This window comes from Acidovorax sp. GW821-FHT09B03, from assembly GCF_059418305.1.
Map to the genome: position 1 here is coordinate 89551 of NZ_JBWKPP010000016.1, position 20915 is coordinate 110465.

16 protein-coding genes and 2 pseudogenes are annotated in these 20915 nt (G+C 67.6%); 12 read left to right on the forward strand and 6 right to left on the reverse strand.

Annotated features, from left to right (window positions below):
* Window positions 1-46: 46 nt before the first annotated feature.
* The 3 genes from AC07PA_RS24225 to radA all read right to left on the reverse strand — a co-directional run bounded on the left by AC07PA_RS24225 (window position 47) and on the right by radA (window position 5856).
* Entirely contained in the window at window positions 47-1264 is a 1218-nt protein-coding gene (locus tag AC07PA_RS24225; RefSeq protein ID WP_494608973.1) for an EAL domain-containing response regulator, read from the reverse strand.
* Window positions 1261-4152, reverse strand: a complete 2892-nt coding sequence (locus tag AC07PA_RS24230; RefSeq protein WP_494608972.1) for an MASE4 domain-containing protein — start codon at window positions 4150-4152, stop codon at window positions 1261-1263. Before AC07PA_RS24230 ends, AC07PA_RS24225 begins: the two co-directional genes overlap by 4 nt.
* 324 nt (window positions 4153-4476) lie before the next feature.
* The gene (radA, locus tag AC07PA_RS24235) at window positions 4477-5856 is read right to left on the reverse strand and encodes a DNA repair protein RadA (protein ID WP_007862014.1); all 1380 of its coding nucleotides are present in this window, start codon (window positions 5854-5856) and stop codon (window positions 4477-4479) included.
* Between the two features lie 123 nt (window positions 5857-5979).
* Here radA and AC07PA_RS24240 point away from each other — a divergent pair, with 123 nt between their 5' ends.
* Genes AC07PA_RS24240 through AC07PA_RS24250 form a run of 3 tightly spaced genes read left to right on the forward strand, consistent with a single transcriptional unit; the run spans window position 5980 to window position 8444 of the window.
* Window positions 5980-6810, forward strand: a complete 831-nt coding sequence (locus AC07PA_RS24240) for an aldolase/citrate lyase family protein (protein ID WP_494608971.1) — start codon at window positions 5980-5982, stop codon at window positions 6808-6810.
* A gap of 25 nt (window positions 6811-6835) precedes the next feature.
* Entirely contained in the window at window positions 6836-7813 is a 978-nt protein-coding gene (locus AC07PA_RS24245) for a 2-dehydropantoate 2-reductase (protein WP_494608970.1), read from the forward strand.
* A gap of 22 nt (window positions 7814-7835) precedes the next feature.
* Window positions 7836-8444, forward strand: a complete 609-nt coding sequence (locus tag AC07PA_RS24250) for a glutathione S-transferase family protein (protein ID WP_494608969.1) — start codon at window positions 7836-7838, stop codon at window positions 8442-8444.
* A gap of 103 nt (window positions 8445-8547) precedes the next feature.
* Here the strand turns inward: AC07PA_RS24250 and AC07PA_RS24255 are convergent, their stop codons facing one another.
* Together AC07PA_RS24255 and AC07PA_RS24260 are read right to left on the reverse strand one after the other, a co-directional pair.
* Entirely contained in the window at window positions 8548-10128 is a 1581-nt protein-coding gene (locus AC07PA_RS24255; protein ID WP_494608968.1) for an ABC transporter substrate-binding protein, read from the reverse strand.
* A 121-nt stretch (window positions 10129-10249) separates the two neighbouring features.
* Window positions 10250-10864 (reverse strand): LysE/ArgO family amino acid transporter, encoded by a 615-nt coding sequence (locus tag AC07PA_RS24260; protein ID WP_494608967.1) that lies wholly within the window; start codon window positions 10862-10864, stop codon window positions 10250-10252.
* A 69-nt stretch (window positions 10865-10933) separates the two neighbouring features.
* On the opposite strand from AC07PA_RS24260, the gene AC07PA_RS24265 reads away from it, so the two are divergent.
* Window positions 10934-11842 (forward strand): LysR family transcriptional regulator ArgP, encoded by a 909-nt coding sequence (locus AC07PA_RS24265; RefSeq protein WP_494608966.1) that lies wholly within the window; start codon window positions 10934-10936, stop codon window positions 11840-11842.
* 5 nt (window positions 11843-11847) lie between these two features.
* Here the strand turns inward: AC07PA_RS24265 and AC07PA_RS24270 are convergent, their stop codons facing one another.
* Window positions 11848-12654 carry a siderophore-interacting protein gene (locus AC07PA_RS24270; RefSeq protein ID WP_494608965.1) on the reverse strand — a complete coding sequence of 269 codons (807 nt, stop codon included), beginning with the start codon at window positions 12652-12654 and terminating at the stop codon, window positions 11848-11850.
* A 75-nt stretch (window positions 12655-12729) separates the two neighbouring features.
* Here AC07PA_RS24270 and AC07PA_RS24275 point away from each other — a divergent pair, with 75 nt between their 5' ends.
* The 8 genes and pseudogenes from AC07PA_RS24275 to AC07PA_RS24310 form a co-directional block, all read left to right on the forward strand.
* Window positions 12730-13191, forward strand: coding sequence for a MarR family winged helix-turn-helix transcriptional regulator (locus tag AC07PA_RS24275; protein ID WP_494608964.1), 462 nt, complete (start codon window positions 12730-12732; stop codon window positions 13189-13191).
* A gap of 235 nt (window positions 13192-13426) precedes the next feature.
* A complete protein-coding gene (locus AC07PA_RS24280) occupies window positions 13427-13948 on the forward strand; it encodes a GNAT family N-acetyltransferase (RefSeq protein ID WP_494608963.1) in 522 nt (173 codons plus the stop codon).
* Window positions 13949-13969: 21 nt separating this feature from the next.
* Window positions 13970-15256 (forward strand): ABC transporter substrate-binding protein, encoded by a 1287-nt coding sequence (locus AC07PA_RS24285; RefSeq protein WP_494608962.1) that lies wholly within the window; start codon window positions 13970-13972, stop codon window positions 15254-15256.
* A gap of 53 nt (window positions 15257-15309) precedes the next feature.
* A pseudogene (locus tag AC07PA_RS24290) lies at window positions 15310-15456 on the forward strand (phage tail protein); the annotation flags it as partial.
* A 99-nt stretch (window positions 15457-15555) separates the two neighbouring features.
* The gene (locus AC07PA_RS24295) at window positions 15556-15798 is read left to right on the forward strand and encodes a phage tail protein (protein WP_494609029.1); all 243 of its coding nucleotides are present in this window, start codon (window positions 15556-15558) and stop codon (window positions 15796-15798) included.
* Between the two features lie 14 nt (window positions 15799-15812).
* Complete coding sequence (locus tag AC07PA_RS24300) at window positions 15813-16337, forward strand: phage tail protein (protein WP_494608960.1); 525 nt, start codon at window positions 15813-15815, stop codon at window positions 16335-16337.
* Between the two features lie 33 nt (window positions 16338-16370).
* Window positions 16371-16886, forward strand: coding sequence for a phage tail protein (locus tag AC07PA_RS24305; RefSeq protein ID WP_494608959.1), 516 nt, complete (start codon window positions 16371-16373; stop codon window positions 16884-16886).
* A gap of 509 nt (window positions 16887-17395) precedes the next feature.
* Window positions 17396-19792 (forward strand): annotated as a pseudogene (locus tag AC07PA_RS24310) (beta strand repeat-containing protein); the annotation flags it as partial.
* Window positions 19793-20915 lie beyond the last annotated feature (1123 nt).

Below are 20915 nucleotides of genomic sequence, written 5' to 3' on the forward strand. Positions count from 1 at the left end.
AGGCTGCAGGCAGGCGAGGCATGCGCAACCTGGCCTGGCATGCACTTCATCCGGGGGAATGCTCCGCAGCCCAGCGCGCCCGCCAACCCGCGGCCCACTCCAGAACCTTGTCGGCGGGCATGGGCCGCGCAATGAAGTAGCCCTGGGCCAGGTCGCAGCCCGACTTCTGCAGGAAATCCCAGTCGTCGGCGTCTTCCACGCCTTCGGCCACCACCTCCATGCCCAGTTCCTTGGCCAGTCCCAGACTGGCAAAGAAAATGGCGCGCAAGGTTTCGTTGTGGTGGGCACCGTGCACGAAGCTCTGGTCGATCTTGAGCTCGTCGAACGGGACATCGCGCAGTTGCACCAGGGAGGAATGGCCGGTACCGAAATCGTCGATGGACAGCTTGAACCGGCGCAAGCGCAGGCGCGTGAGAATTTCCAGCGGCGCGCGCAGGTCCTTCATCAGCTGGCTCTCCGTCACCTCCAGGACGATGGACTGCGGCTTGACCCCGGCAGCGGCGGCTGCGGCCGTGATCCTTTCGGGGAATTCCAGCGCATGGAGGTTGTCCATGGACACGTTGACGGCCACCTTGAGCGCCAGGCCCTCCCGCGCCCATATGGCGCTGTCTTGAAGCGCCTGTGCCAGTACCACCTCGGTGAGCGCGTCGATCAGGCCATGGGCCTCGGCCATGCCGATGAACTGGTCCGGATACACCAGGCCGTCCTCCGGATGGCGCCACCGCACCAAGGTCTCCATGCCGACGACCTCTCCGCTCGAGACCGAGACCTTGGGCTGGTAGTGGTTGACCAGTTCTCCGGTCTGGATGGCCTGCGCCAGGCGTTCGACGACATAGCCCTTGCCCTGCAGGCTCTGGGCCAGTTGCGCCGAGGGCACCCACCGCTCCACCAGCTGGAACAGCGCCTGCGGCGGCACGGGCTTTTGCAGGCTGCCCAGCACTTCGATGTGGTGGGCCTGCACCAGCCTGCGCGCAGAGTGCAGAGTGCGTTCGTCCTCGCCGCTGACCAGTATCAGGCTGCCCGCATACCCGTGCTCCACCAGCTTGCGTACGAACTCCATGCCGTCCATGCCGGGCATGTTGAGGTCGCACAGGATGAGCTGCGGTGCCAGCACGGGATCGTCCACCCGTTCGAGTGCCGTCTGGCCGTTGTCGCAGGTATCGACCTGGGTGAAACCCAGGTTGGCCAGTTGCCGGGCCAGCAGCATGAGCATGAAAGGCTCGTCATCAAGCACCAGGATGCGGATGTCGGATCGTGCACTCATCGCGCGCCGTCCCGCTGGTCGCTGGCCAGTATCTCGGCCAGATGCCGGTCGACGGTGGCCATCTCCAGCTTGAAGTGCTCGAATGCCAGGGACAGCGCGTCGATCTGCCCTGCCGCACCCACCTGCTCCATGTCGGCACACAGGTCACCCAGCGCCATGGCGCCCACCGAGCGTGCGGCCGACTTGAGCTTGTGCACGGCGGCCACGGTCTTGGCGGCGCTACCGGCGCAGTAGGCCTGCTCCACTTCCTGCGCAATGCGCGCCGCGCTGGTGCGAAACGCCTGCAGGAACTCGCGGATGAGTTGGGGGTCGTCTCCCACCAGGCTGCGCAGCACTTGAACGTCCACCGGCCCTTCGGGCAAAGGGGACCCGTCGATGCCCTGCGCCCCCGGGGCCAGCGCTGCGGCGGCGGCCCTGGGCAACCAGCGCTCCAGCAGGTCCTGCAGGCCCGCCAGCGGAGCAGGCTTGCTCATGTAGTCGTCCATGCCGGCATCCTTGCAGCGCTGGGCCTCCGTCTTGAGGGCATTGGCGGTCAGCGCCAGGATGCGCACCGGCGGCTCGGCCGCCTCGCCGGCATGGATGCGTGCGTTGGCGCGCTCCTGTTCCTCGGCACGCACCACCGAGGCCAGCTGGTAGCCGTCCATGCCGGGCATGTGCAGGTCGGTCACGATCAGGGCATAGTCACCGCTGCGCCAGCGTATCAGCGCCTGCAGGCCGTCGCTGGTCAGGTCGGCGGTCAGGCCCAGCAGCGCCAGCTGCTGCATGATTACCTTCTGGTTGATCTCGTTGTCCTCCACCACCAGGATCAGCCGACGTTGCCGGCGCGCTTCCTCGCGCGACAGCGCCGCCGGCCCCGGTGCATGGCGCGCAGGCAGCAGCGCACCTTGCTCGTCCTCGTAGGGAACCCGCCCGGCGGCAACGGCCACCGCGCGCAGCAGGGCGCTGCGGGTCAGCACATTGCCGTCCACGGACACCCGGTCTGCGTCGAACTGCGGTGGATAACGGTGCGGGCCGTGGCCGATGACCACGAAGTGGTGCGTCAGCCCCGGATTGGTGCGTGCAACGGCACGCAGGCGGTCCAGCGAGACCGGGCTGTCGGCATCGGTGTTGACCACCCAGACCCAGGGGCCGGGCGCCAGGCTGGGCGCCAGTTGGCGGGCCGCCTCCAGGCTCACTACGTGCCGGGTGTGCGCCCCCGCATTGGCCAGGTAGGTCACCAGGTCGCCGGACAGCGTCTTCCCATTGCCAATGATGAGACAGGAGAGGCCCGCAACCAGCGAGGGCGACGGCAGTGCCTCGTCTTGGGCGGGTGCGGCACAGGCCAGCGGCAGCCGCAGTGTGAAGGTGGAACCGGCGCCCGGCGCACTGACCACGGAAATGCGGCCCCCCATGCGCTGCGCCAGGCTGCCGGAAATGGCCAGGCCCAGGCCGGTGCCGCCAAAGCGCCGGGTGGTGGACACATCGGCCTGGGCGAAGGCCGTGAACAGGGTGGCCAGTGTGGCCTCGCCCATGCCGATCCCGTTGTCGATGACCTGGAACTCCAGGGTGACGCTCTGCGCGCCTTTTTCCACCAGCACCGCGCGCACGGCCACCCGTCCGGCGACCGGTCCGCCCGCAGAAAACTTGATGGCGTTGTTGACCAGGTTGATCAGCACCTGGCGCAGGCGCAGGGCGTCGCCCAGCACGACGGGGGGAATCTCGGGGTCGGTGAACAATGTCAGTTCAACGCCTTGCTTCTCTGCCAGGCGGTTAAGCATCACGCAGACCTTCTCGACCACCTCCCCCACGGCCATGGGCTCGGTTTCCACGTCAAGGTGGCCGGCCTCGATCTTGGAGAAGTCCAGGATGTCCTCGATGATGCTCAGGAGCGAGAACGCGGACTCCCGGATCAGGTCCACCATCGCCACCTGGGGGTTTTTCAGGCTGGAGCGCGCCAGCACGTCGATCATGCCGATGACGCCGTTCATGGGGGTGCGGATTTCATGGCTCATCGCCGCCAGAAAGTTGGACTTGGCCTGGGCCGCTGCGTTGGCGGCATTGCGCGCCACCTCGAGTTCTGCGCTGCGCTGGCGTTCGCGCGCATGGGCGGTTGCCAGGTCGCCGTACAGGCGGCTGTTTTCCAGCAGCAGGACGACCAGCACGAACGACGATGCCAGCAACCCATAGACGCGCCCGCCATAGAAGCCCAGGTCAAAGCGCGCCCCGTTCAGCACCGACGCCAGCGCAATGTCCAGCAGCCAGGCCACCAGCGTCACCATCAGCCACAGGTCCAGCACGCTGCGCGCCTTGCGCCACAGCGCCAGCAGCGCCACCAGCGACAGGGTCCAGGTGCACACCGCCACCAGGAGCTTGCCCGAGTCGTCCTGGTTGCCGCGCATCAGCACCGGCAGTGCATCGTGGCCCAGGGTGCTCAGCAGCAGCAGCGCCAGTGCAAGCGCCATGGCGCACAGGATGGCCCAGGCAATGCCACGGCGCGCCGAACCGCCCACCGATGCCTGCACGCCCGGCCCGGCGGCCACGGGGTCCTTCAGGTGGACATAGGCCAGCACGAACAGCGGAAAGCCGCCATGCCACAGGAAGTACAGCCAGGCCGTGGTTTGCGAGCCCGATCCAAGCAGTCCGGTGGGGGCGAAAAGGCCGGGGAAGCTCAGGCCATGCGCCATGGCCATGAAGGCGCAGAACAGGTAGCCCGCACCCAGCACCAGCAAGGCACGCGAACGCAAAAAGCTGTACTGGCCGAGCAGCAGCACGGCGGTGATCAGGTCATTGGTGACCAGGGCCGTCTGGTAGATCGGAATGAAGGCGCCCACCGGCGGCAAGGCCACGCGCGCGAAGGGCGCGATCGCCAGAAAGATCAGGAAGGACGCAAAAATCGCCGCGACGGCCATGCGCCATTGGCGTGTGTCCGCAGCCAGCGTGGACAGAAATGCCGAGCTGTTGCCAGACGGCGCCTCCAAAGAATGCTCGATGGCCACAACACAGCCTCCCTCCGCAATCGTTATCGACGCCGCAGGTGCCTCTGAAGCGGGCCTTGGCGCGCGCCGTTTAGGTTCCGGTTGTCCGGGCCAGCTTAGTGCAAGTGCCCGGTGGGAGCAAGAAAAAATGGCGCCGGGGTCCGCTGTCGGCAGCCCGGCCGCCCACCCTCCCGAGAGAGCGCCCTGCATGCGGAACACGCGCTTTGCCTAGGCCAGGGCCCGCGCCAGGGGGCAGGTTCAGCCCATCTCGCGCACGACGTTCATCGCCTCTTCCACGCGCTCCACCGCGTGGATGGTCAGGCCCTCGATGGGTTTCTTGGGTGCATTCGCCTTGGGCACCACGGCCACGCTGAAGCCGAGCTTGGCGGCCTCCTTGAGCCGCTCCTGGCCGCGCGGCGCGGGCCGCACCTCACCCGCCAGGCCGACTTCGCCGAAGGCCAGGAAGCCGCGCGGCAGGGCTTTGCCGCGCAGGCTGGAGGTGATGGCCAGCATGACGGCCAGGTCGGCCGCCGGCTCGCTGATGCGCACGCCGCCCACCGCGTTCACGAACACGTCCTGGTCCATGCAGGCCACGCCCGCGTGGCGGTGCAGCACGGCCAGCAACATGGCCAGGCGGTCCTTGTCCAGGCCCACCGAGAGGCGCCGAGGACTGGGGCCGCCGCTGTCCACCAGGGCCTGGATCTCCACCAGCAGCGGGCGCGTGCCTTCCAGGGTGACCATCACGCAGCTGCCCGGCACGGGCTCGCTGTGCTGGCTCAGGAAGATGGCGCTGGGGTTGCTCACGCCCTTGAGGCCCTTCTCCGTCATGGCGAACACGCCGATCTCGTTGACGGCGCCGAAGCGGTTCTTGATGGCCCGCACCAGGCGGAACTGGCTGTGCGTGTCGCCCTCGAAGTAGAGCACCGTGTCCACCATGTGCTCCAGCACGCGCGGGCCGGCAAGCGCTCCTTCTTTCGTGACGTGGCCCACGAGCACGATGGCCACGCCCGAAGCCTTGGCCGCGCGCGTGAGGTGGGCCGCGCATTCACGCACCTGGGCCACGGAGCCCGGCGCCGAGGTGAGCTGGTCGGAATACACGGTCTGGATGGAGTCGATCACGGCCACGGCGGGCTGCATGGAGTCGATGGTGGCGAGGATCTTCTCGAGCTGGATCTCGGCCAGCACGTTGACCTGGCTGTGGTCCAGCCCCAGGCGGCGCGAGCGCAGCGCCACCTGGGCGCCGCTTTCCTCGCCAGTCACATACAGCGTGGGCAGGCCCACGCGCTGCAGCGCGTCGAGCGCCTGCAGCAGCAGGGTGGACTTGCCGATGCCCGGGTCGCCGCCGATCAGCACCACCCCGCCTTCGACAATGCCGCCGCCCAGCACGCGGTCGAGCTCGTCGATGCCACTGGGCGTGCGCTCCACGTCGCTGGCCTCGATGGCCGACAGCGGCATCACCGCCTGGGCCTGCGCCAGGCCCGCGAACTGCGGCGTGCTGTAGCGGTTCTTGCCCGGCCCGGCGTCGGCCACCTGCTCGATCAGCGTGTTCCAGGCACCGCAGGCCGGGCACTTGCCCAGCCAGCGCGGGCTGGTACCACCGCATTCGGTGCAGCTGAAAAGGGTCTTGTCTTTGGCCATGGCGTGGGGTGGTGGAGCAGGAAGGGGGCGGGCTGGTGACTATAGCGGTCGCAACAGGGGCCTGCAGCCCCGGCGCACAAGCCGTACGATGGCGGCCTTGCACCTCGACGAATATGCACACCCATGCAGCAGACCCCCATCAACCCCTTCAAGCAGGCCATGGCCCAGGGCCGCGCCCAGATCGGTCTGTGGCTCGCCCTGGCCGATGCCTACAGCACGGAGATCCTGGCCGGCACGGGCTACGACTGGCTGCTGCTCGACGGCGAGCACGCGCCCAATGACCTGCGCTCGCAGCTGCACCTGCTGCAGGCCGTGGCCAGCGCCACGAGCGCCCTGCCGGCCGGTGCACAGCCGCCCCACGCGATTGCACGCGTGCCCGTGGGCGACACCGCGCTGATCAAGCAGTACCTGGACATCGGCGCCACCACCCTGCTGGTGCCCATGGTGGACACGGCTGGGCAGGCACGCGACCTGGTGCGCGCCACGCGCTACGCCCCCGAGGGCGTGCGCGGAATGGGCAGCGCCCTGGCGCGCTCCTCGCGCTGGCAGGCCTACCCGAACTACGTGCACGAAGCCAATGCCCAGGTCTGCCTGCTGGTGCAGGCCGAGACCGTGCAGGCCATGGAGAATCTGGACGCGATCGCCGCCGTGCCCGGCGTGGACGGTGTCTTCATCGGCCCGGCGGACCTGTCCGCATCGATGGGCCACCCGGGGAACCCCGGCCACCCCGACGTGCAGGCCGCCATCACCGAAGGCATCGCGCGCATCCTGCGCGCGGGCAAGGCGCCCGGCATCCTGGCCACCAACGAAGCCCAGGCCCGCTACTGGCTGGCGGCAGGCGCGCTGTTCGTGGCCGTGGGGGTCGATACCATGCTGCTGGCCGCTGCGGCCAGGCAACTGGTAGCGCGCTTTCGCACGGGCGAAGCCGCCCCGGCCAGCCCGAATGGCTACTGACAACGACAGAGAAAGCAACGCGACGATGAAAGCATGTATCTACGGTGCCGGCGCCATTGGCGGCTGGATCGGCCTGGCCCTGGCGCAGGCGGGCAACGAGGTCAGCCTGGTGGCGCGCGGCGCCACGCTGGCGGCCCTGCAGGAGCACGGGCTGCGCCTGCGCCGACCTGACGGCAGTGTCATCAGTTCCCCTGTGCGCGCCAGCGATAGCCCGGCAGCCCTGGGCGTGCAGGACCTGGTGGTCATTGCGGTGAAGGCGCCCGGCCTGCCCGAGGTGGCACGCGCCCTGGCGCCGCTGATCGGCCCCCACACGGTGGTGCTGACCGCCATGAACGGCGTGCCCTGGTGGTTCCTCGATGGTTGCGGCGGAGCCGCCCGGGGCCGTACGCTGGAGTCGGTGGACCCTGGCGGCGCAATCGCCCGCGCCATACCCGCCGGCCAGGTGCTGGGCAGCGTGGTGCACACCAGTTGCTCGCTGGAGGCGCCGGGCTTCGTCAAGCAGCACTTCGGCAACCGGCTGATCGTGGGCGAGCCCGATGGCAGCGCCAGCCCGCGGCTGCAGGCGCTGGCCGATGCGCTGCAGCGTGGCGGCATCGACGTGGAGGTCTCCACGAACATCCAGAAGGACATCTGGTTCAAGCTCTGGGGCAACCTCACGGTGAACCCGATCAGCGCCCTCACGGGCGCCACCACCGACCGCATCCTCGACGACGACCTGGTGCGCGGCTTTGTCTCGGCCGTGATGCTCGAAGCCAAGGCCATCGGCGAAAAACTGGGCCTGCCGATCGACCAGCAGCCCGAGGACCGCCACGCCGTGACGCGCAAGCTCGGCGCCTTCAAGACCTCGATGCTGCAGGACGTGGAGGCCGGCAAGCCCGTGGAGATCGACGCCCTGGTAGGCGCCGTGCACGAACTCGGGCAGATCACCGGCATACCCACGCCCCACACGGCCGCCTTGCTCGGCCTGTCCCGCCTGATGGCCCGCACCCGCGGTTTGTACTGATTTTTCACATCACCACGCAACCATGCTCAAGCTCTATTCCGCCCCCGGTACCTGCTCCCTGGCCGCAAACATCGCACTGCACGAGGCCGGCGCTGACCACGAACTCGTGACCCTGGACTTTGCCAACCAGCAGCAGCGCAGCCCCGAGTACCTGGCCATCAACCCCAAGGGCCGCGTGCCCACGCTGGTGACGGAGCATGGCGTGCTCTCCGAAACCGTGGCCCTCTTGCTCTACATCGCGCAGCGCTTTCCCGCCGCGAAGCTCGCTCCGCTGGACGACCCCTTCGCGCTGGCGCGCATGCAGGAAGTCAATAGCTACCTGGCCTCCACCGTGCACGTGGCGCACGCGCACAAGCGGCGCGGCGCGCGCTGGGCCGATGAGGCCAGCTCCATCGCCGACATGCAGCGCAAGGTGCCGCAGACCATGACCGAGGCCTTCAACGTCATCGAGAACCACTACCTGCAAGGCCCCTGGGTGCTGGGCGAGTCGTATTCGGTGGCCGATGGCTACCTGTTCACCATCGCGTCGTGGCTCAAGACCGACGACGTGGACATCGCGCTGTTCCCCAAGGTGGCGGAGCACACGGCGCGCATGCTTGAGCGCCCGGCAGTGCAACGCGCGCTGGCCTGATTTCTCCGGCCCTCAAGAAAAAGCCCTCGCAGCCTGAACGGCTGCGAGGGCTTTCTTTTTGCGAGTACGCCTCAACGAGGTTAGCCAGTTGAAGGCAAAGCCGTCAGTTGACCTTCAGGATGCGCCAGTCGACACGGTTGTCGGCGCGGTGCACGATGTCCACCTTCTGCGTGGTCGCCCAGGGGATGATCTGGTTGTACAGCGGGATGTGCGAGATCAGTTCGTGGTCGGCGATCAGGGCCTTCTCGATCAGGCCGTTGCGCGTGGCGGTGTCGGTTTCCTTCTTGATACGCTCGATCAGCGCATCCTGCTGCGGGTTGGAGAAACGGCCCAGGTTGAAGTTGCCGTCGCCGCCAGCGCCGCTGGAGCGGATCAGCGACTGCAGCGAGTAGAAGGCATCAAACGTCGGCACGCCCCAGCCCAGGAGGTAGATGCTGGCCTCGTTGCGCTGGATCATCGGGAAGTAGGTGGCAAACGGCAGCGAGCGCAGCTTGGCCTTGATGCCGATCTTGGCCCACTGGGCGGTGATGGCCTGGCACAGTTGCTCGTCGTTGATGTAGCGGCCTGCGCTGCAGGCAAAATCCACCTCGAAGCCTTGCGGGTAGCCGGCTTCGGCCAGCAGCTTCTGCGCGGCGGCGGGGTCGAAGGGCCAGCGCGCGTCGGCCTTGGGCGTCCAGCCGTTGACCTGGCGCGCGATGATGGCGCCCGTGGGCTGGGCCAGGCCGCGCAACACCACGCGCTGGATGGCGCTGATGTCGATGGCCTGGTAGAGCGCCTTGCGCACGCGCACGTCCTTGAGCGGGTTCTTGCCCTTGACGTCGGAGCCCGGCAGCTCTTCGCGGAACTGGTCCAGGCCCAGGAAGATCGTGCGGTTCTCGGCGCCGTCGAGGACCTTGAGGTTCGGCGTCTGGCGCACGCGCGGCAGATCCTGCAGGCCGGGGTCGAGCACGAAGTCGAGCTCGCCCGAGAGCAGCGCGGCGGTGCGCGTGGCGTCGGATTTGATCGGGGTGTAGACGATCTGCGTCACGTTGCCGCCGTACTTGCCCTTGCCCCACCAGGTGGGGTTGGCCTTGAGCACCAGGCGCTGGTCGGGCGTCCACGACTCGAGCACGAAGGGGCCGGTGCCCAGCGCATTGCGGTGCGAGAACGGCTCGTCCTTGGTCTTGATGTCCTTGGGTGACACGGCATTGTTCTTCTCGGCCCAGGCCTTGCTCAGGATGCGCAGCTCGGTGAGCTGGTTCACGAGCACGGGGTTGGGCACCTCGGAGAAGATGTCGATGGTGTACGCGTCGACCTTTTCCACGCGGTCGATGCCCTGGGTGTAGACCGCGAAATTGGAGGTCTTGGCCTTGGCGCGTTCGAGCGAGAACTTGGCGTCGTCGGCCGTGAACTCGCTGCCGTCGCTGAACTTGACGCCCTTGCGCAGGGTCAGGCGCAGCTGCGTGGGGCTCACGCGCTTCCACTCGGTCGCCAGCGAAGGTTCTGGCTTGAAGGTCTTGCTGTTGTATTCGACCAGGGTGTCGTACACCGCGGCATGCAGCGTGTTGTTCACACCCACGTTCTGGGCATGGATGTCCCACGAGGACAGGTCGGTAGAGCGCGACCAGCGGAAGGTGTTGGCGTGGCTGACCAGGGGCAGCGCACCGGCCAGGGCGGCGGCCAGCAGGAGGGATTGGAATCGCATGAGGGAGAAGTGCTTGTGCAGAAAGTCTTTGTGCGCTGCACTATGGACTGCACCGCCCCCGGGGCGAACGAATTTCTCGTTGTAACCTTATGCGCCGCGCCCCCAGGGCGCCTGCCGGGTTTCAATGCAGCAGCAACCCCACGGCCAGTGCGACCATCATGGCCGCGACCACGGCATCGAGCACGCGCCAGGCGTGCGGCGATGCGAACAGCGGTGCCAGCCAGCGCGCGCCCCAGCCCAGCGAGGCAAACCATACCAGGCTGGCCAGGCTGGCCCCGGCCGCGAAGCCCATGCGCAGCGAGGGCGGGTAGGGGCTGGCGATGGCGCCGAGCAGCAGCACCGTGTCCAGGTACACATGGGGGTTGAGCCAGGTGAAGGCCATGGCGGTGAGCACCACCGGCTGCCAGCCTGCCGATGCCGCGCCATCGGCGCCGACCTGCATCGCGGCAGGCCGCCAGGCCCGCAGCAAGGCGCGCGCCGCATAGGCCAGCAGAAAGGCCGCGCCGAGCCAGCGCGCGGCCACCAGCAGCATGGGGTGTGCCTGCACGGCCGACCCGAGCCCCCACACGCCGGCCTGCACCAGGATGGCGTCCGACAGCGCGCACACGACCACCACGGGCAGCACATGCTCGCGCCGCAGGCCCTGGCGCAGTACGAAGGCGTTCTGCGCACCGATGGCGATGATGAGGATGGCGGTCGAAGAGAAGCCGTTGGCAAAGGCCGAGGAAAGATTCATGGACCGATGGTGCCCAGGCCCTCATGGAAAGAAAAGCTATACTTTTTTGCCACCCGTAAGCAAAGCTGAATGCACCTCGACACCGCCCAACTGGCCGCCCTGGCCGCCGTGCTGGAAGAAGGCAGCTTCGAGCGTGCCGCCCTGGTCTTGCACGTTACGCGCTCGGCCGTGTCCCAGCGTGTCAAGTTGCTCGAAGAGCGTGTGGGCCAGGTCCTGGTCCGCCGCGCCGCGCCCTGCACACCCACCGAGGCCGGCCAGGCCCTGCTGCGCCACGCCCAGCAAATGGCACTGAGCGAGGCCGATGCCCTGCGCAGCATTGCGGGCACCAGCGCTGGCCTGGCACCGGTGCGGCTGGCGCTGGGGGTGAACGCCGATTCGCTGGCCTCGTGGTTCGTGGACGCCATGGCCCAGGCCGCTGAGCCAGGCGAAGGGTTGGCCCTGCCCATCACCTTCGACATCCATGTCGAGGACCAGGACCATTCGTCCGAACTAATGCGCCAGGGCCGCGTGATGGCCGCCGTGACCGCCGACCCTCAGCCCGTGCAGGGCTGCCAGGTGCTGCGCCTGGGCACCATGCGCTACCGCGCGCTGGCCAGCCCCGCGTTCATGGACCGCCACTTCGCGCACGGCGTGACGGCGGCGGCACTGGCCCAGGCGCCTGTGCTGGTCTTCAACCGCAAGGATGCGCTGCAGGAGCGCTTCATGCGCCGCATCGCGCGGCGCGCACTGGCGCCGCCCGTGCACTGGCTGCCCTCGTCCCAGGGCTTTGTCGCAGCCACCCTGGCCGGACTGGGCTGGGGCATGAGCCCCGACCAGCTGGCACGTGAGGCCATCGATGCCGGCCGCCTGGTCGAACTGGTGCCCAGCAAGCCGGTGGACGTGGCGCTGTACTGGCAGTTCTGGCGCCTGAACGTGCAGGCGCTGCAGCGCATGACGCAGGCGGTGCAGCAAGCGGCGTCGACGGCCTTGCTGCCGTAGGAGGATCAGGCCGGCAGATCCTCATGGTGGTCGGCCACGCCCTTCTTCCAGTACGCGGCGATGCGCATGCGCTTGGGGTTCACACCCGGCTTGGCCAGCACCACCTTGCGCAGGGCCGCCATGTCGGCGTGCTCGCCAGCCGCCCAGATATAGCCATCGCCCTCGGGAATCGCCAGCGCCTCGGCGGCATCAGGCAGCGAAGCCACCCATTGCAGATCCAGCCGGGCCGCCGTGGCCAGGGCACGCTGGTCGGCCGGGTTGCGCACCTGGATCCGCACGGTGGCACTTGCTTCGGCCGGCAGCTCGGCCAGGCGCCGCACGATGGCGGGCACCGCCGTCTCGTCGCCCAGCAGCCAGTGCCAAGCAAAGGCGGTGGGCACCACCATGCTGCCGCGCGGGCCGGCCACGCCCACCCAGTGGCCCGGCTGGGCGGCCGCCGCCCAGTCGGAGGCGGGGCCTGCATCGTGCAGCGCCACCTCGACGTCCAGCTCGCCCTTGACCGCGTCGTAGTGCGCCGGCGTGTAGTCGCGCAGCACGGGCCGCGGCTCGGGCATCACCGGGCGGCCATCCTGCATGGAGGGAAGGCTCGCGCGCTCCTGGCCAAGGTGCGGCAGGATGAGCTTGAAGTGGTCGTCGAAGCCCGCGCTCACGAAGTCGGCCATGTCCGGCCCGCCGAGGGTCAGGCGCACAAAGCCGGGGCTGACTTCGGTGCGGCGCAGCACCTGCGCATGGCGTGCCTTCAGGGTATGGCGCACGCGGGTGATGGCCAGGACATCGGCCGGCGCGACGGAGGAAAGGTTTTCAGTGCTCATGATCTAAAATGTTGTTGATTCAATCAACCAAATCATCCACCAACAAGTTGACCTTGTCAACCGGTTGGTTTTGCCATGCACCGCAACCGCCCCCCTGCCGATGTCTTTGAAGCGATGCACGACCTGATGCACGTGTACCGCGCGCACATGGTGCGGGCCATGGCGGCCATCCACCCCGACCTGACCATGAACGAGGTGCGCGCGCTGGGCTTCATCGGCCGGCACCCGGGCGCTACGCAAAAGGACCTGGTGCGCCACAGCGGTGCCGACAAGGCCCAGGTGGCGCGCATGGTGGCGCAACTGGCCGAACGCGGCTGGATCACCAGCCACCCCAACCCCGAGGACGGCCGCAGCCGCATCCTGGCGCTGAGCCCCGAGGGCCAGGCCTTGCAGGAGACGGTGCGCGGTCTGCGCCAGACCCTGTCGACCCGACTCCTGGCCGGCTGCGACGCCGACACCCAGGCCCAACTGCTGTCGCTGCTGGACAGGCTGCGCAGCGAGCTGGACGCCTTGCCGGCGTGCGGCCAGCGGGGCTGACGCCGGCCCCGCGCCAGCGATCTTTGTTGGCGCAGGCGATTTGCCTGGTGACGCTGCGGCTTCGGGGCCACAATCGCACCAGCCGGTAAAACTTTACGTGCAATCGTTAAAATTTGCGTGTAACTTCGAGTTTTTGCGGCCCCGCGCCGCCAGGTAGCGCCTGCCCGGGTGGGCGGCGGCAAGAAAGGTGAGGCAAGTGGGAGCGTCAACGGCGAAGCAGCAGCAGGCCCTCGCGTTGCGTCCTGCAACAGAGCAGGACGCCGCGTTCCTGTGCGCCGTGTACCGCTCGGTGCGCGAGCCGGAGTTGCTCACCATCGGCTGGCCGGACGCGCAGATCCAGGCCTTCTGCGAAATGCAGCACCGCTTTCGCACGGCGGGGTATGGACAGTACCTGCCTCCCGTGGAAACGACCCTGGTGCTGTGGGAAGGCAACCCTGCGGGAATGCTTGCGGTGTGCCGCAGCGCGGAGCGCTGGGTGCTGGTGAACATCGAGCTGCTTCCCGCTGCTCGCGGCAAGGGCATTGGATCCGAACTGATTGCACGGCTCCAGCAGGATGCCAAGGACGCTGGCGTGGGTCTGCGGCTGCAGGCCGCCAGCACCAGCCCCGTGGTGCGCCTATATGAGCGCTGCGGTTTTGAGAGCGTGACCGATGACGGCATGGTGCGGCAGATGGAATGGCCGCATGGCAAGCCACGGCGGGCTTCCCCGAGGAAGCCTGGCAACCGTGGCACGAATGAACGACAGACAGTGGACTGATTGAACCAGGAACAACGACCCATGGAATTCGAAGACACCGCGCCTTTGGCCCCACAGGCCCCGGAATCCGAAAGCCGCCGCCGGTTTGTGGCTGGCGCCGGGGCGATGGCGGTTGCCGCCGCCCTGGGGGCTCCAAGCCTTGTCGGTGCGTCCCCCTCCCCACCCCTGGCCACGATTACCGCCACGGGTACGGGCCGCGGCACGCTGCGGGTCGGCATGCTGCTGCCCGAAGGGCGCGCCTACCCCCTGCTCGGCGCACAGTTGATGGCCGGGGCCCAGGCCTTTGCGCAGCAGCAGACCGCTGGCCCGCAACTGCGCTTCAGTCCCGTAACCTATGGAAACCGCGCAAGACAGGCGCAACATGCCGCAAAGGAGTTGCTGGCGACTGGGCAGGTGGATGTGCTGGCCGGTTTCGTCGACACCGGCACGCAGGGCGCCCCGTGGGAGCCCCTGCTGGAACGCTACCAGGTACCCCTGCTGGTGGGTGACACCGGCGCCAATGCACTCGATCCCCAGGCGCTTTCGCCCTGGGTAGTGCACAACAGCCTGGGCTACTGGCAGGCGGCCTGGGCCGCCGGCCGCTGGGCCGCCAAGGCGCTCGGCCCGCGCGCCATCGTGGCCGTGGGCCCAGCAGACAGCGGGTTTGACCACCTGCCCGCCTTCGAGCGCGGCTTTGCATCGGCCGGCGGCCGGGTGCAGAACACGGTGTTCACGCGCGCAGCCGATGGGACCAGCCAATTGGATGCGCTAGCGCTGCTGGTGCGCCAGACACGGCCCGATTTCGTCTTTGCGCTGGACTCGGGGCACCGGGCCGCAGCCTTTGGGCAGTTCTGGGCCCTGTCGGGTATTGCCAGCCAGGTGGCCCTGGTGACAGGTGGCATGCTCGCGGAAACCATGGCGGCCGCCCACCACCCCGCCTCGAGCCAGCTGATCTGGACCACACGCGCCTGGCAACCACAGGCCGGGGACGCCCGCAGCGTGGCGGCCATGCAGGGCACGCACCTGCCCACGCCGTTCCACCTGCTGGGCTACGAAATGGCCCAGCGCATGTCCGCAGCGGCCACGCTGTCGACCGCTCGCGGCCTGCCCCTGGCCCAAGCCATGGCGACAGCCGTGCTGCAGACGCCGCGCGGCGAAGTGCGCCTCAATGCAGACTCCGGAGAGACCGTGGCCCCAGTCTATTTGCAGGGCCTGCACCTGCCACCAGCCCTTTCCGTGGCGACGCTGCCTCCGGTATCCGCGGCATCCTGCAAAGGGCTGTGCACAGTCCTGTCCAGCCGCGTCACGGGCACCTACCTGGCGGCCTGAAAAGTTCAAGAAAGCGACCAACAATGTCAGACCCATTCATTGGCGATATTTCCATGTTTGCAGGCAACTTTGCCCCGCGGGGCTGGGCGTTCTGCAATGGCCAATTGATTTCCATCGCCCAAAACACGGCTTTGTTCTCTCTGCTGGGCACGACCTACGGCGGCAATGGACAGACCACCTTCGCGTTGCCCGACCTGCGCGGGCGTGCGCCAGTGCATGTGGGCACGCTCCCGGGGGGAGACACGTATGCCTGGGGGCAGGCCGGAGGTGCGGAGTCCGTGACTTTGCTCTCTGCCCACATGCCACCCCACACCCACAGCCTGGCGGCAGGCGCGGTGGGTACCCAGGCTTCGCCAGCCGGGGGCCTGCCTGGCACCACGCCAGCGCGTGATTTTCGCTATTCCAGCGCGAGCGCCGACGCCACGCTGCACCCGGCCACCCTGCAAGCTGCCGGAGGCTCGCAGCCCCACAACAACCTCTCGCCCTATCTTGGCATTAGTTTCATCATCGCGCTGGAAGGTGTCTTCCCGTCGCGCAATTGATCTTCGAGGCCTCCATGTCTGAACCCCTTCTCGGCGAAATCCGGATCCTTCCTTATAGTTTTGCCCCCCGAGGCTGGCTGCGTTGCGAAGGCCAACTCCTGGCCATTTCGCAGAACACCGCCCTGTTTTCGATACTCGGCACCACCTACGGTGGCAACGGTCAAACCACATTCGGGCTGCCCGACCTCCGAGGACGCAGCCCTGTCCATTGGGGTCAGCGGCCAGGCTTTCAGACCTATGTTCTGGGCGAGGTAGCTGGGGAAACCACAGTCAGCCTCGCCGCGACCGAAATGCCATCGCATACCCACGCGGTCTCAGCCGTGGCCAGTGTAGGCACCAGCGAAGTCCCCAATTCGAGGACGCTGGCGCAGTCCAGCATCCGCAGCGATCTGTATGCCGACATCCCCAGCAACATGACCACGATGTCACCTACCACCGTGAGCGCTGCTGGCGGCTCCCAGGCCCACAACAACATGCCGCCGTACTTCGCACTGGCATTCTGTATCGCGACCGAGGGCATCTATCCCTCCCGCAACTGATCCTATCGCTCAGCCATCTCACCGGAAAATCCCATGTCTGAACCCTATATCGGCGAAATCCGCTTGGTCGGCTACAACTTCCCCCCGCGCGGCTGGGCGCTGTGCAATGGCCAGTTGCTCTCGATTGCACAGAACCAGGCACTGTTTGCCCTGCTGGGTACATCGTTCGGGGGCGATGGAGTCACGACATTTGGCTTGCCCAATCTGCAAGGCAGAAGACCCATCGGCACTGGGCCACAAAGCGGTGGTGGCCCTACCTATACCCTAGGTCAAGCGGGCGGAGAAGAGTTCACCACGTTGACCCTGCAGCAACTGCCGATGCACAGCCACGGTTTTGCTGCATCCACCAGCGTCGGCAACCAGGCATCGCCCTCGGGGGGCACCCTGGCCGCCTCTGCCGTGGATGAACCCTATGCCACCACCGCCAACGGTACGCAGAGTACGCCGGTCGCCATCGCCGGGAGCGCACAGCCCCACGAAAACCGTCCACCGTATTTGGCTATGAATTTTGCCATCGCGCTGACCGGCATCTTTCCATCGCGCAACTGAGCTGCACAAGAACCAACAAGGCGCGCAGGCGCTGCAAGGCCCATTTGGCCGACCAAGGAGCTGATTTCATGCAACGATGGATCCAAACCCTCAAGCCGACCTGGTGGTCCGGCCTGGGCATGCTGGTTCTGGCCCTGGGGGCCAGCGGCCATGCCATGGCGGCCACCATCACGGTCAATATGCTGGGGGATGGCAACACGGGATGCACCCTGCGCAGGGCCCTTTCCAATGCCAACGCCGCCAACCAAGGGGCAGCAGAATGCACCCGAGGAGACGCTGCCGGCAACGAAATCCGTTTCGATCCTTCGGCCCAGGCGATCGTGCTGACCGCGGGCAATGGTCCCTTGACCATCACGCGCACGCTCACCATCACAGGCAACGGTGCGGCCGCCACGAGCATCTCGGGAGGCGGCCTGGTCCGCGTGCTGGACATCCCCGTGGGCAACAGCGTGACCCTGGCCCTGAGCGGGCTCACCGTGCAAAACGGCAAGGCACTGGCCAGCAGCACCATGAGCAATGCGGGCGGGCTGTTCATCCCCGTGGGTTCCACCGCCAACCTGAGCAATTGTGCCTTCCGCAACAACGACGCCCAGTCCAGCGGCGGCGCCATCGAAAACCGCGGCGCGCTGACCATCAATTCCTGCACCTTCACCGGCAACACCGCTGCCGGTGAAGGCGGCGCCATCCGCAACATCGGCACGATGACGGTGGACGGGTCCATCTTCAACAGCAACACGGCCGACCGCGGCGGCGCGGTCTGGGTCAACCGCACGGCGGTGACCAATATCGACCTGCTCAATTCCAAGTTCGGTGCCAACACCGGTGGCAGCATCGGCGGCACGGTGGTTCTGGGCACGGCCGTGATGAATGCCACGGGCAGCAGCGCCAGCTTGACCACCACGGGCAGCGTGTCGCAAGGACAAGCTTATCCAGAGGGTCCTCCAACCATCACGGTCCAGCCCACTACCCCTGTCACCGTGGGCAGTGCTGCCACACTGACTGTCGCATTGACTGGCAGCAGTGGCACGCCCACGGGCACGGTGAACCTGCTGTCCGGCGTGGATGCCATTGCCGCTTGCGCCAACCTGGCCCTGAACAATGGCACGGCCAGTTGCAGCCCGACCAATCTGGTCGTGGGTGTGCACACCATCACGGCCCAGTACCCCGGCGACAGCACCTACCAGGCAGGCACCTCTGCGGGCATGGCCCAGGTGATCAACGGCTCCACGAATGCCGACACCAAGCAGGTCACGGTGAGCGGCCCGCAGAATGCCGAGGTCTGGGTGGACAGCGCCAACAAGGGCACCATCACGGCCACCGGCAAGCTGACCGTTGTGCTGGACACGCCAGCGCCGGATGGCGCCAAGCCTTTCCTGGTCGAGACCAAGATCGCAGGCGGGGGCAGCACGCTGGTCAGCGGCACGCTCACGATCACGCGTGATAGCACGCCACCGGCTTTCTCCAGCATCGTGCCAGCCGACAATGGCTTCCTGGGCAGCACCAGCACCATCGACTACGTGCTGAGCGAAGAGGTGGTGGCCGGCGCCACCATCGTGTTCACACGCACCGGCGGCGCTGCAGACCCGACACCGCGCACCTGCACGTTGCAGGGCACGGCCCTGAATTTGGGCGCCCACCAGATCGCCTATGCCGCCAACGCCAATGGCTGCACCACGACACTGACCCTGGTCAGCGACGCCATTTACACCATCGCTTTCAGCGGCACGGACAAGGCGGGCAACGCATCGGTCGCCACCCAGGTCACTAGCGTCACCTATGACACGACGGCCCCCACGGCCACCTTGACCCTGGCCCCCACCTCCACCAGCCGCACGATCACCGTGGCAGCCGGCGCCTTCACCGGCAGTGATGCCGGATCGGGCATCGCCGCAGCAGGCTACTGCCTGCAGGAGACCAACGTGTCGACCAACTGCGTCTGGGGTGCGGTGCCGACGAGCTACCCGTTCGCCTCGGATGGCAGCAAGACCCTGTACGGCTTTGTCAAGGACAATGCGGGCAACGTCTCTGCAGCCGCCTCCGCCAACATGCTGGTGGACTCTGGTGTGCCAGCGGCCCCGACCCTGAACACGACGCCCACCTATGCCATCGGCAATTCCACCGCGCTGACCGTTCAGAGCGTCGAGAATGGTCTCCAGGTCTGGGTTGGCAACACCAACACGAACCAGGTCATCGCGAACGGCACGGCCACCATCACTATCGACACCAGCGGCATCGCCAACGGCCAGCAGACCACCTTCCGGATCACCTTGCGCGATGCGGCGGGCAATGTGAGCGCCGAGCTGGTTCTGCCCCTGACGCGCGACACCACCGCTCCGGTATTCAGCGCAACGACCCCGGCCAACAATACTGCCATCAAGGCCAATGCCACGCTGGGCTTCACGCTCAGCAAAGCCGTGGCCAGCGCCAGCATCACGGCAACCCGTACCGGCGGCACCGTCGATGGCGCGCTCCACACTTGCACGCTGCAGGGTACGGCCCTCAGCGCTGGCGCCCATGTGGTGGCCCTGACCGCCGATGCCAATGGCTGCACAACCCCCCTGGGCTTGGTCGATGGTGCGATCTACACCTTCGCGTTCGACGCCACCGATGCGGCGACCAACGCCGCCGTGACGGCTTCCATCACCGGCGTGACCTACGACACCAGCGCTCCATCGGCCCCGGTGGTGACCAGCCCTGCCAACAACGCATCGGCCGAAGGCAACTCGGTGGTCATCACCGGCACGGCAGAAACCGGTAGCCGGGTGGAGGTGTACGAAGGCGCCACCCTGCTGGGCAGCGCCACGGCCACGGGGGGCAACTTCTCGGTCACCATGGCGGGCCTGAGCTTCACAGTGCACAACTTCACGCTCAAGGCGATCGATGCCGCGGGCAACGAGAGCGGCACCACGGCCCTGGCCTATACGGCCCAGGTGCCCAGCAGCGGTGGTGGATCGCCCCCGCCTGCGGTGATCACCCAAGGCAGCGCAACCGTGACGCCAGGCGCGCCAGTCACCATCGGCGGCAACGTGCAGGTCACGGCATCCCCGGGCAGCACGATCACGCTCAACCCGCAATCGGGCGGCTCCACCATCACCCTGCCCCCCACAGGCAGCGGCGGCACCCCGGCGCCCGTGACCCTGGTGATCGGCGGCCAGACCTTCAGCATCCAGCCGCAGCCCAACACCTCCACGGTACTCAGCGTGGTCACCTTGACGGGGGCCAACGGGCAGCCGCAAGTGGCCCTGGTGCTCAACCCATCGACCTCGGGCGACTCGCAGGTGACGCTCAGCGGCACGGTGAGCCAGGGCACGGTGGTGGCCCTGCTGTCCACCAGCACGGGCAACCTGCCGCTGACCGCTCAGGGCGATGGCGTGGTGTCGGTCACGCTCATCACCACCCCGCGCGCTGCCGCAGGCACGCCGCAATCGTGGAGCGTGTTCGTGCGCACGGGCCGGGTGGCACTGCCACCAGCCGCCAATGGGGCCGCCGCCGTGACGGTGTACAGCGGTGAAGTGGCGCGCCTCGACGGCACTGGCAAGGTGCAGAGCGTGCGCCTGGGCACCGTGGCCGGCAACGGCCTGGGCGACCCGGTGCAGCGTGCGGACCTGCCGGCCGGCATCAACACCAGCGTGGGCTTCGTGCGACTGGCAGGCGTGCCGACGCGCACTGGCGGCAGCACGCCGCTGGAAACCCTGGTCAACGCGGGCCTGCGCACCGTCGGCATCACCAGCGGCGCACAGGCTGCGGACGGCAGCGTCACCTGGACCCTGGGCGGCGTGAGCTTCCCCGTGGTGGCGCTGGAAGTGCGCGTGGTGCCCACCCGCGCCGATGGCGTGACCGTGGCGGACGATGGCAGCATCGAGGTGGCTACGGCAGGCTTGGTGACCCGCTTCGGCCCGGCACTGCAGTCCCTGCCCGCCATGGGCCAGGCCCTCACGGCCCTGGGCGCGACGACGGTGATGCAGCCCAATGGAGCCCTGCGCGTCTCTCTGGGCAGCACCGTCTTCCACCTGCGCGCGCAATGGCTGC

What these genes read in the sequence shown, in the direction of transcription:
- AC07PA_RS24225 (WP_494608973.1), bottom strand. Translation starts at nt 1,264, where the DNA reads ATGAGTGCACGATCCGACATCCGCATCCTGGTGCTTGATGACGAGCCT.
- AC07PA_RS24230 (WP_494608972.1), bottom strand. Translation starts at nt 4,152, where the DNA reads ATGGCCGTCGCGGCGATTTTTGCGTCCTTCCTGATCTTTCTGGCGATC.
- radA (WP_007862014.1), bottom strand. Translation starts at nt 5,856, where the DNA reads ATGGCCAAAGACAAGACCCTTTTCAGCTGCACCGAATGCGGTGGTACC.
- AC07PA_RS24240 (WP_494608971.1), top strand. Translation starts at nt 5,980, where the DNA reads ATGCAGCAGACCCCCATCAACCCCTTCAAGCAGGCCATGGCCCAGGGC.
- AC07PA_RS24245 (WP_494608970.1), top strand. Translation starts at nt 6,836, where the DNA reads ATGAAAGCATGTATCTACGGTGCCGGCGCCATTGGCGGCTGGATCGGC.
- AC07PA_RS24250 (WP_494608969.1), top strand. Translation starts at nt 7,836, where the DNA reads ATGCTCAAGCTCTATTCCGCCCCCGGTACCTGCTCCCTGGCCGCAAAC.
- AC07PA_RS24255 (WP_494608968.1), bottom strand. Translation starts at nt 10,128, where the DNA reads ATGCGATTCCAATCCCTCCTGCTGGCCGCCGCCCTGGCCGGTGCGCTG.
- AC07PA_RS24260 (WP_494608967.1), bottom strand. Translation starts at nt 10,864, where the DNA reads ATGAATCTTTCCTCGGCCTTTGCCAACGGCTTCTCTTCGACCGCCATC.
- AC07PA_RS24265 (WP_494608966.1), top strand. Translation starts at nt 10,934, where the DNA reads ATGCACCTCGACACCGCCCAACTGGCCGCCCTGGCCGCCGTGCTGGAA.
- AC07PA_RS24270 (WP_494608965.1), bottom strand. Translation starts at nt 12,654, where the DNA reads ATGAGCACTGAAAACCTTTCCTCCGTCGCGCCGGCCGATGTCCTGGCC.
- AC07PA_RS24275 (WP_494608964.1), top strand. Translation starts at nt 12,730, where the DNA reads ATGCACCGCAACCGCCCCCCTGCCGATGTCTTTGAAGCGATGCACGAC.
- AC07PA_RS24285 (WP_494608962.1), top strand. Translation starts at nt 13,970, where the DNA reads ATGGAATTCGAAGACACCGCGCCTTTGGCCCCACAGGCCCCGGAATCC.
- AC07PA_RS24295 (WP_494609029.1), top strand. Translation starts at nt 15,556, where the DNA reads ATGCCACCCCACACCCACAGCCTGGCGGCAGGCGCGGTGGGTACCCAG.
- AC07PA_RS24300 (WP_494608960.1), top strand. Translation starts at nt 15,813, where the DNA reads ATGTCTGAACCCCTTCTCGGCGAAATCCGGATCCTTCCTTATAGTTTT.
- AC07PA_RS24305 (WP_494608959.1), top strand. Translation starts at nt 16,371, where the DNA reads ATGTCTGAACCCTATATCGGCGAAATCCGCTTGGTCGGCTACAACTTC.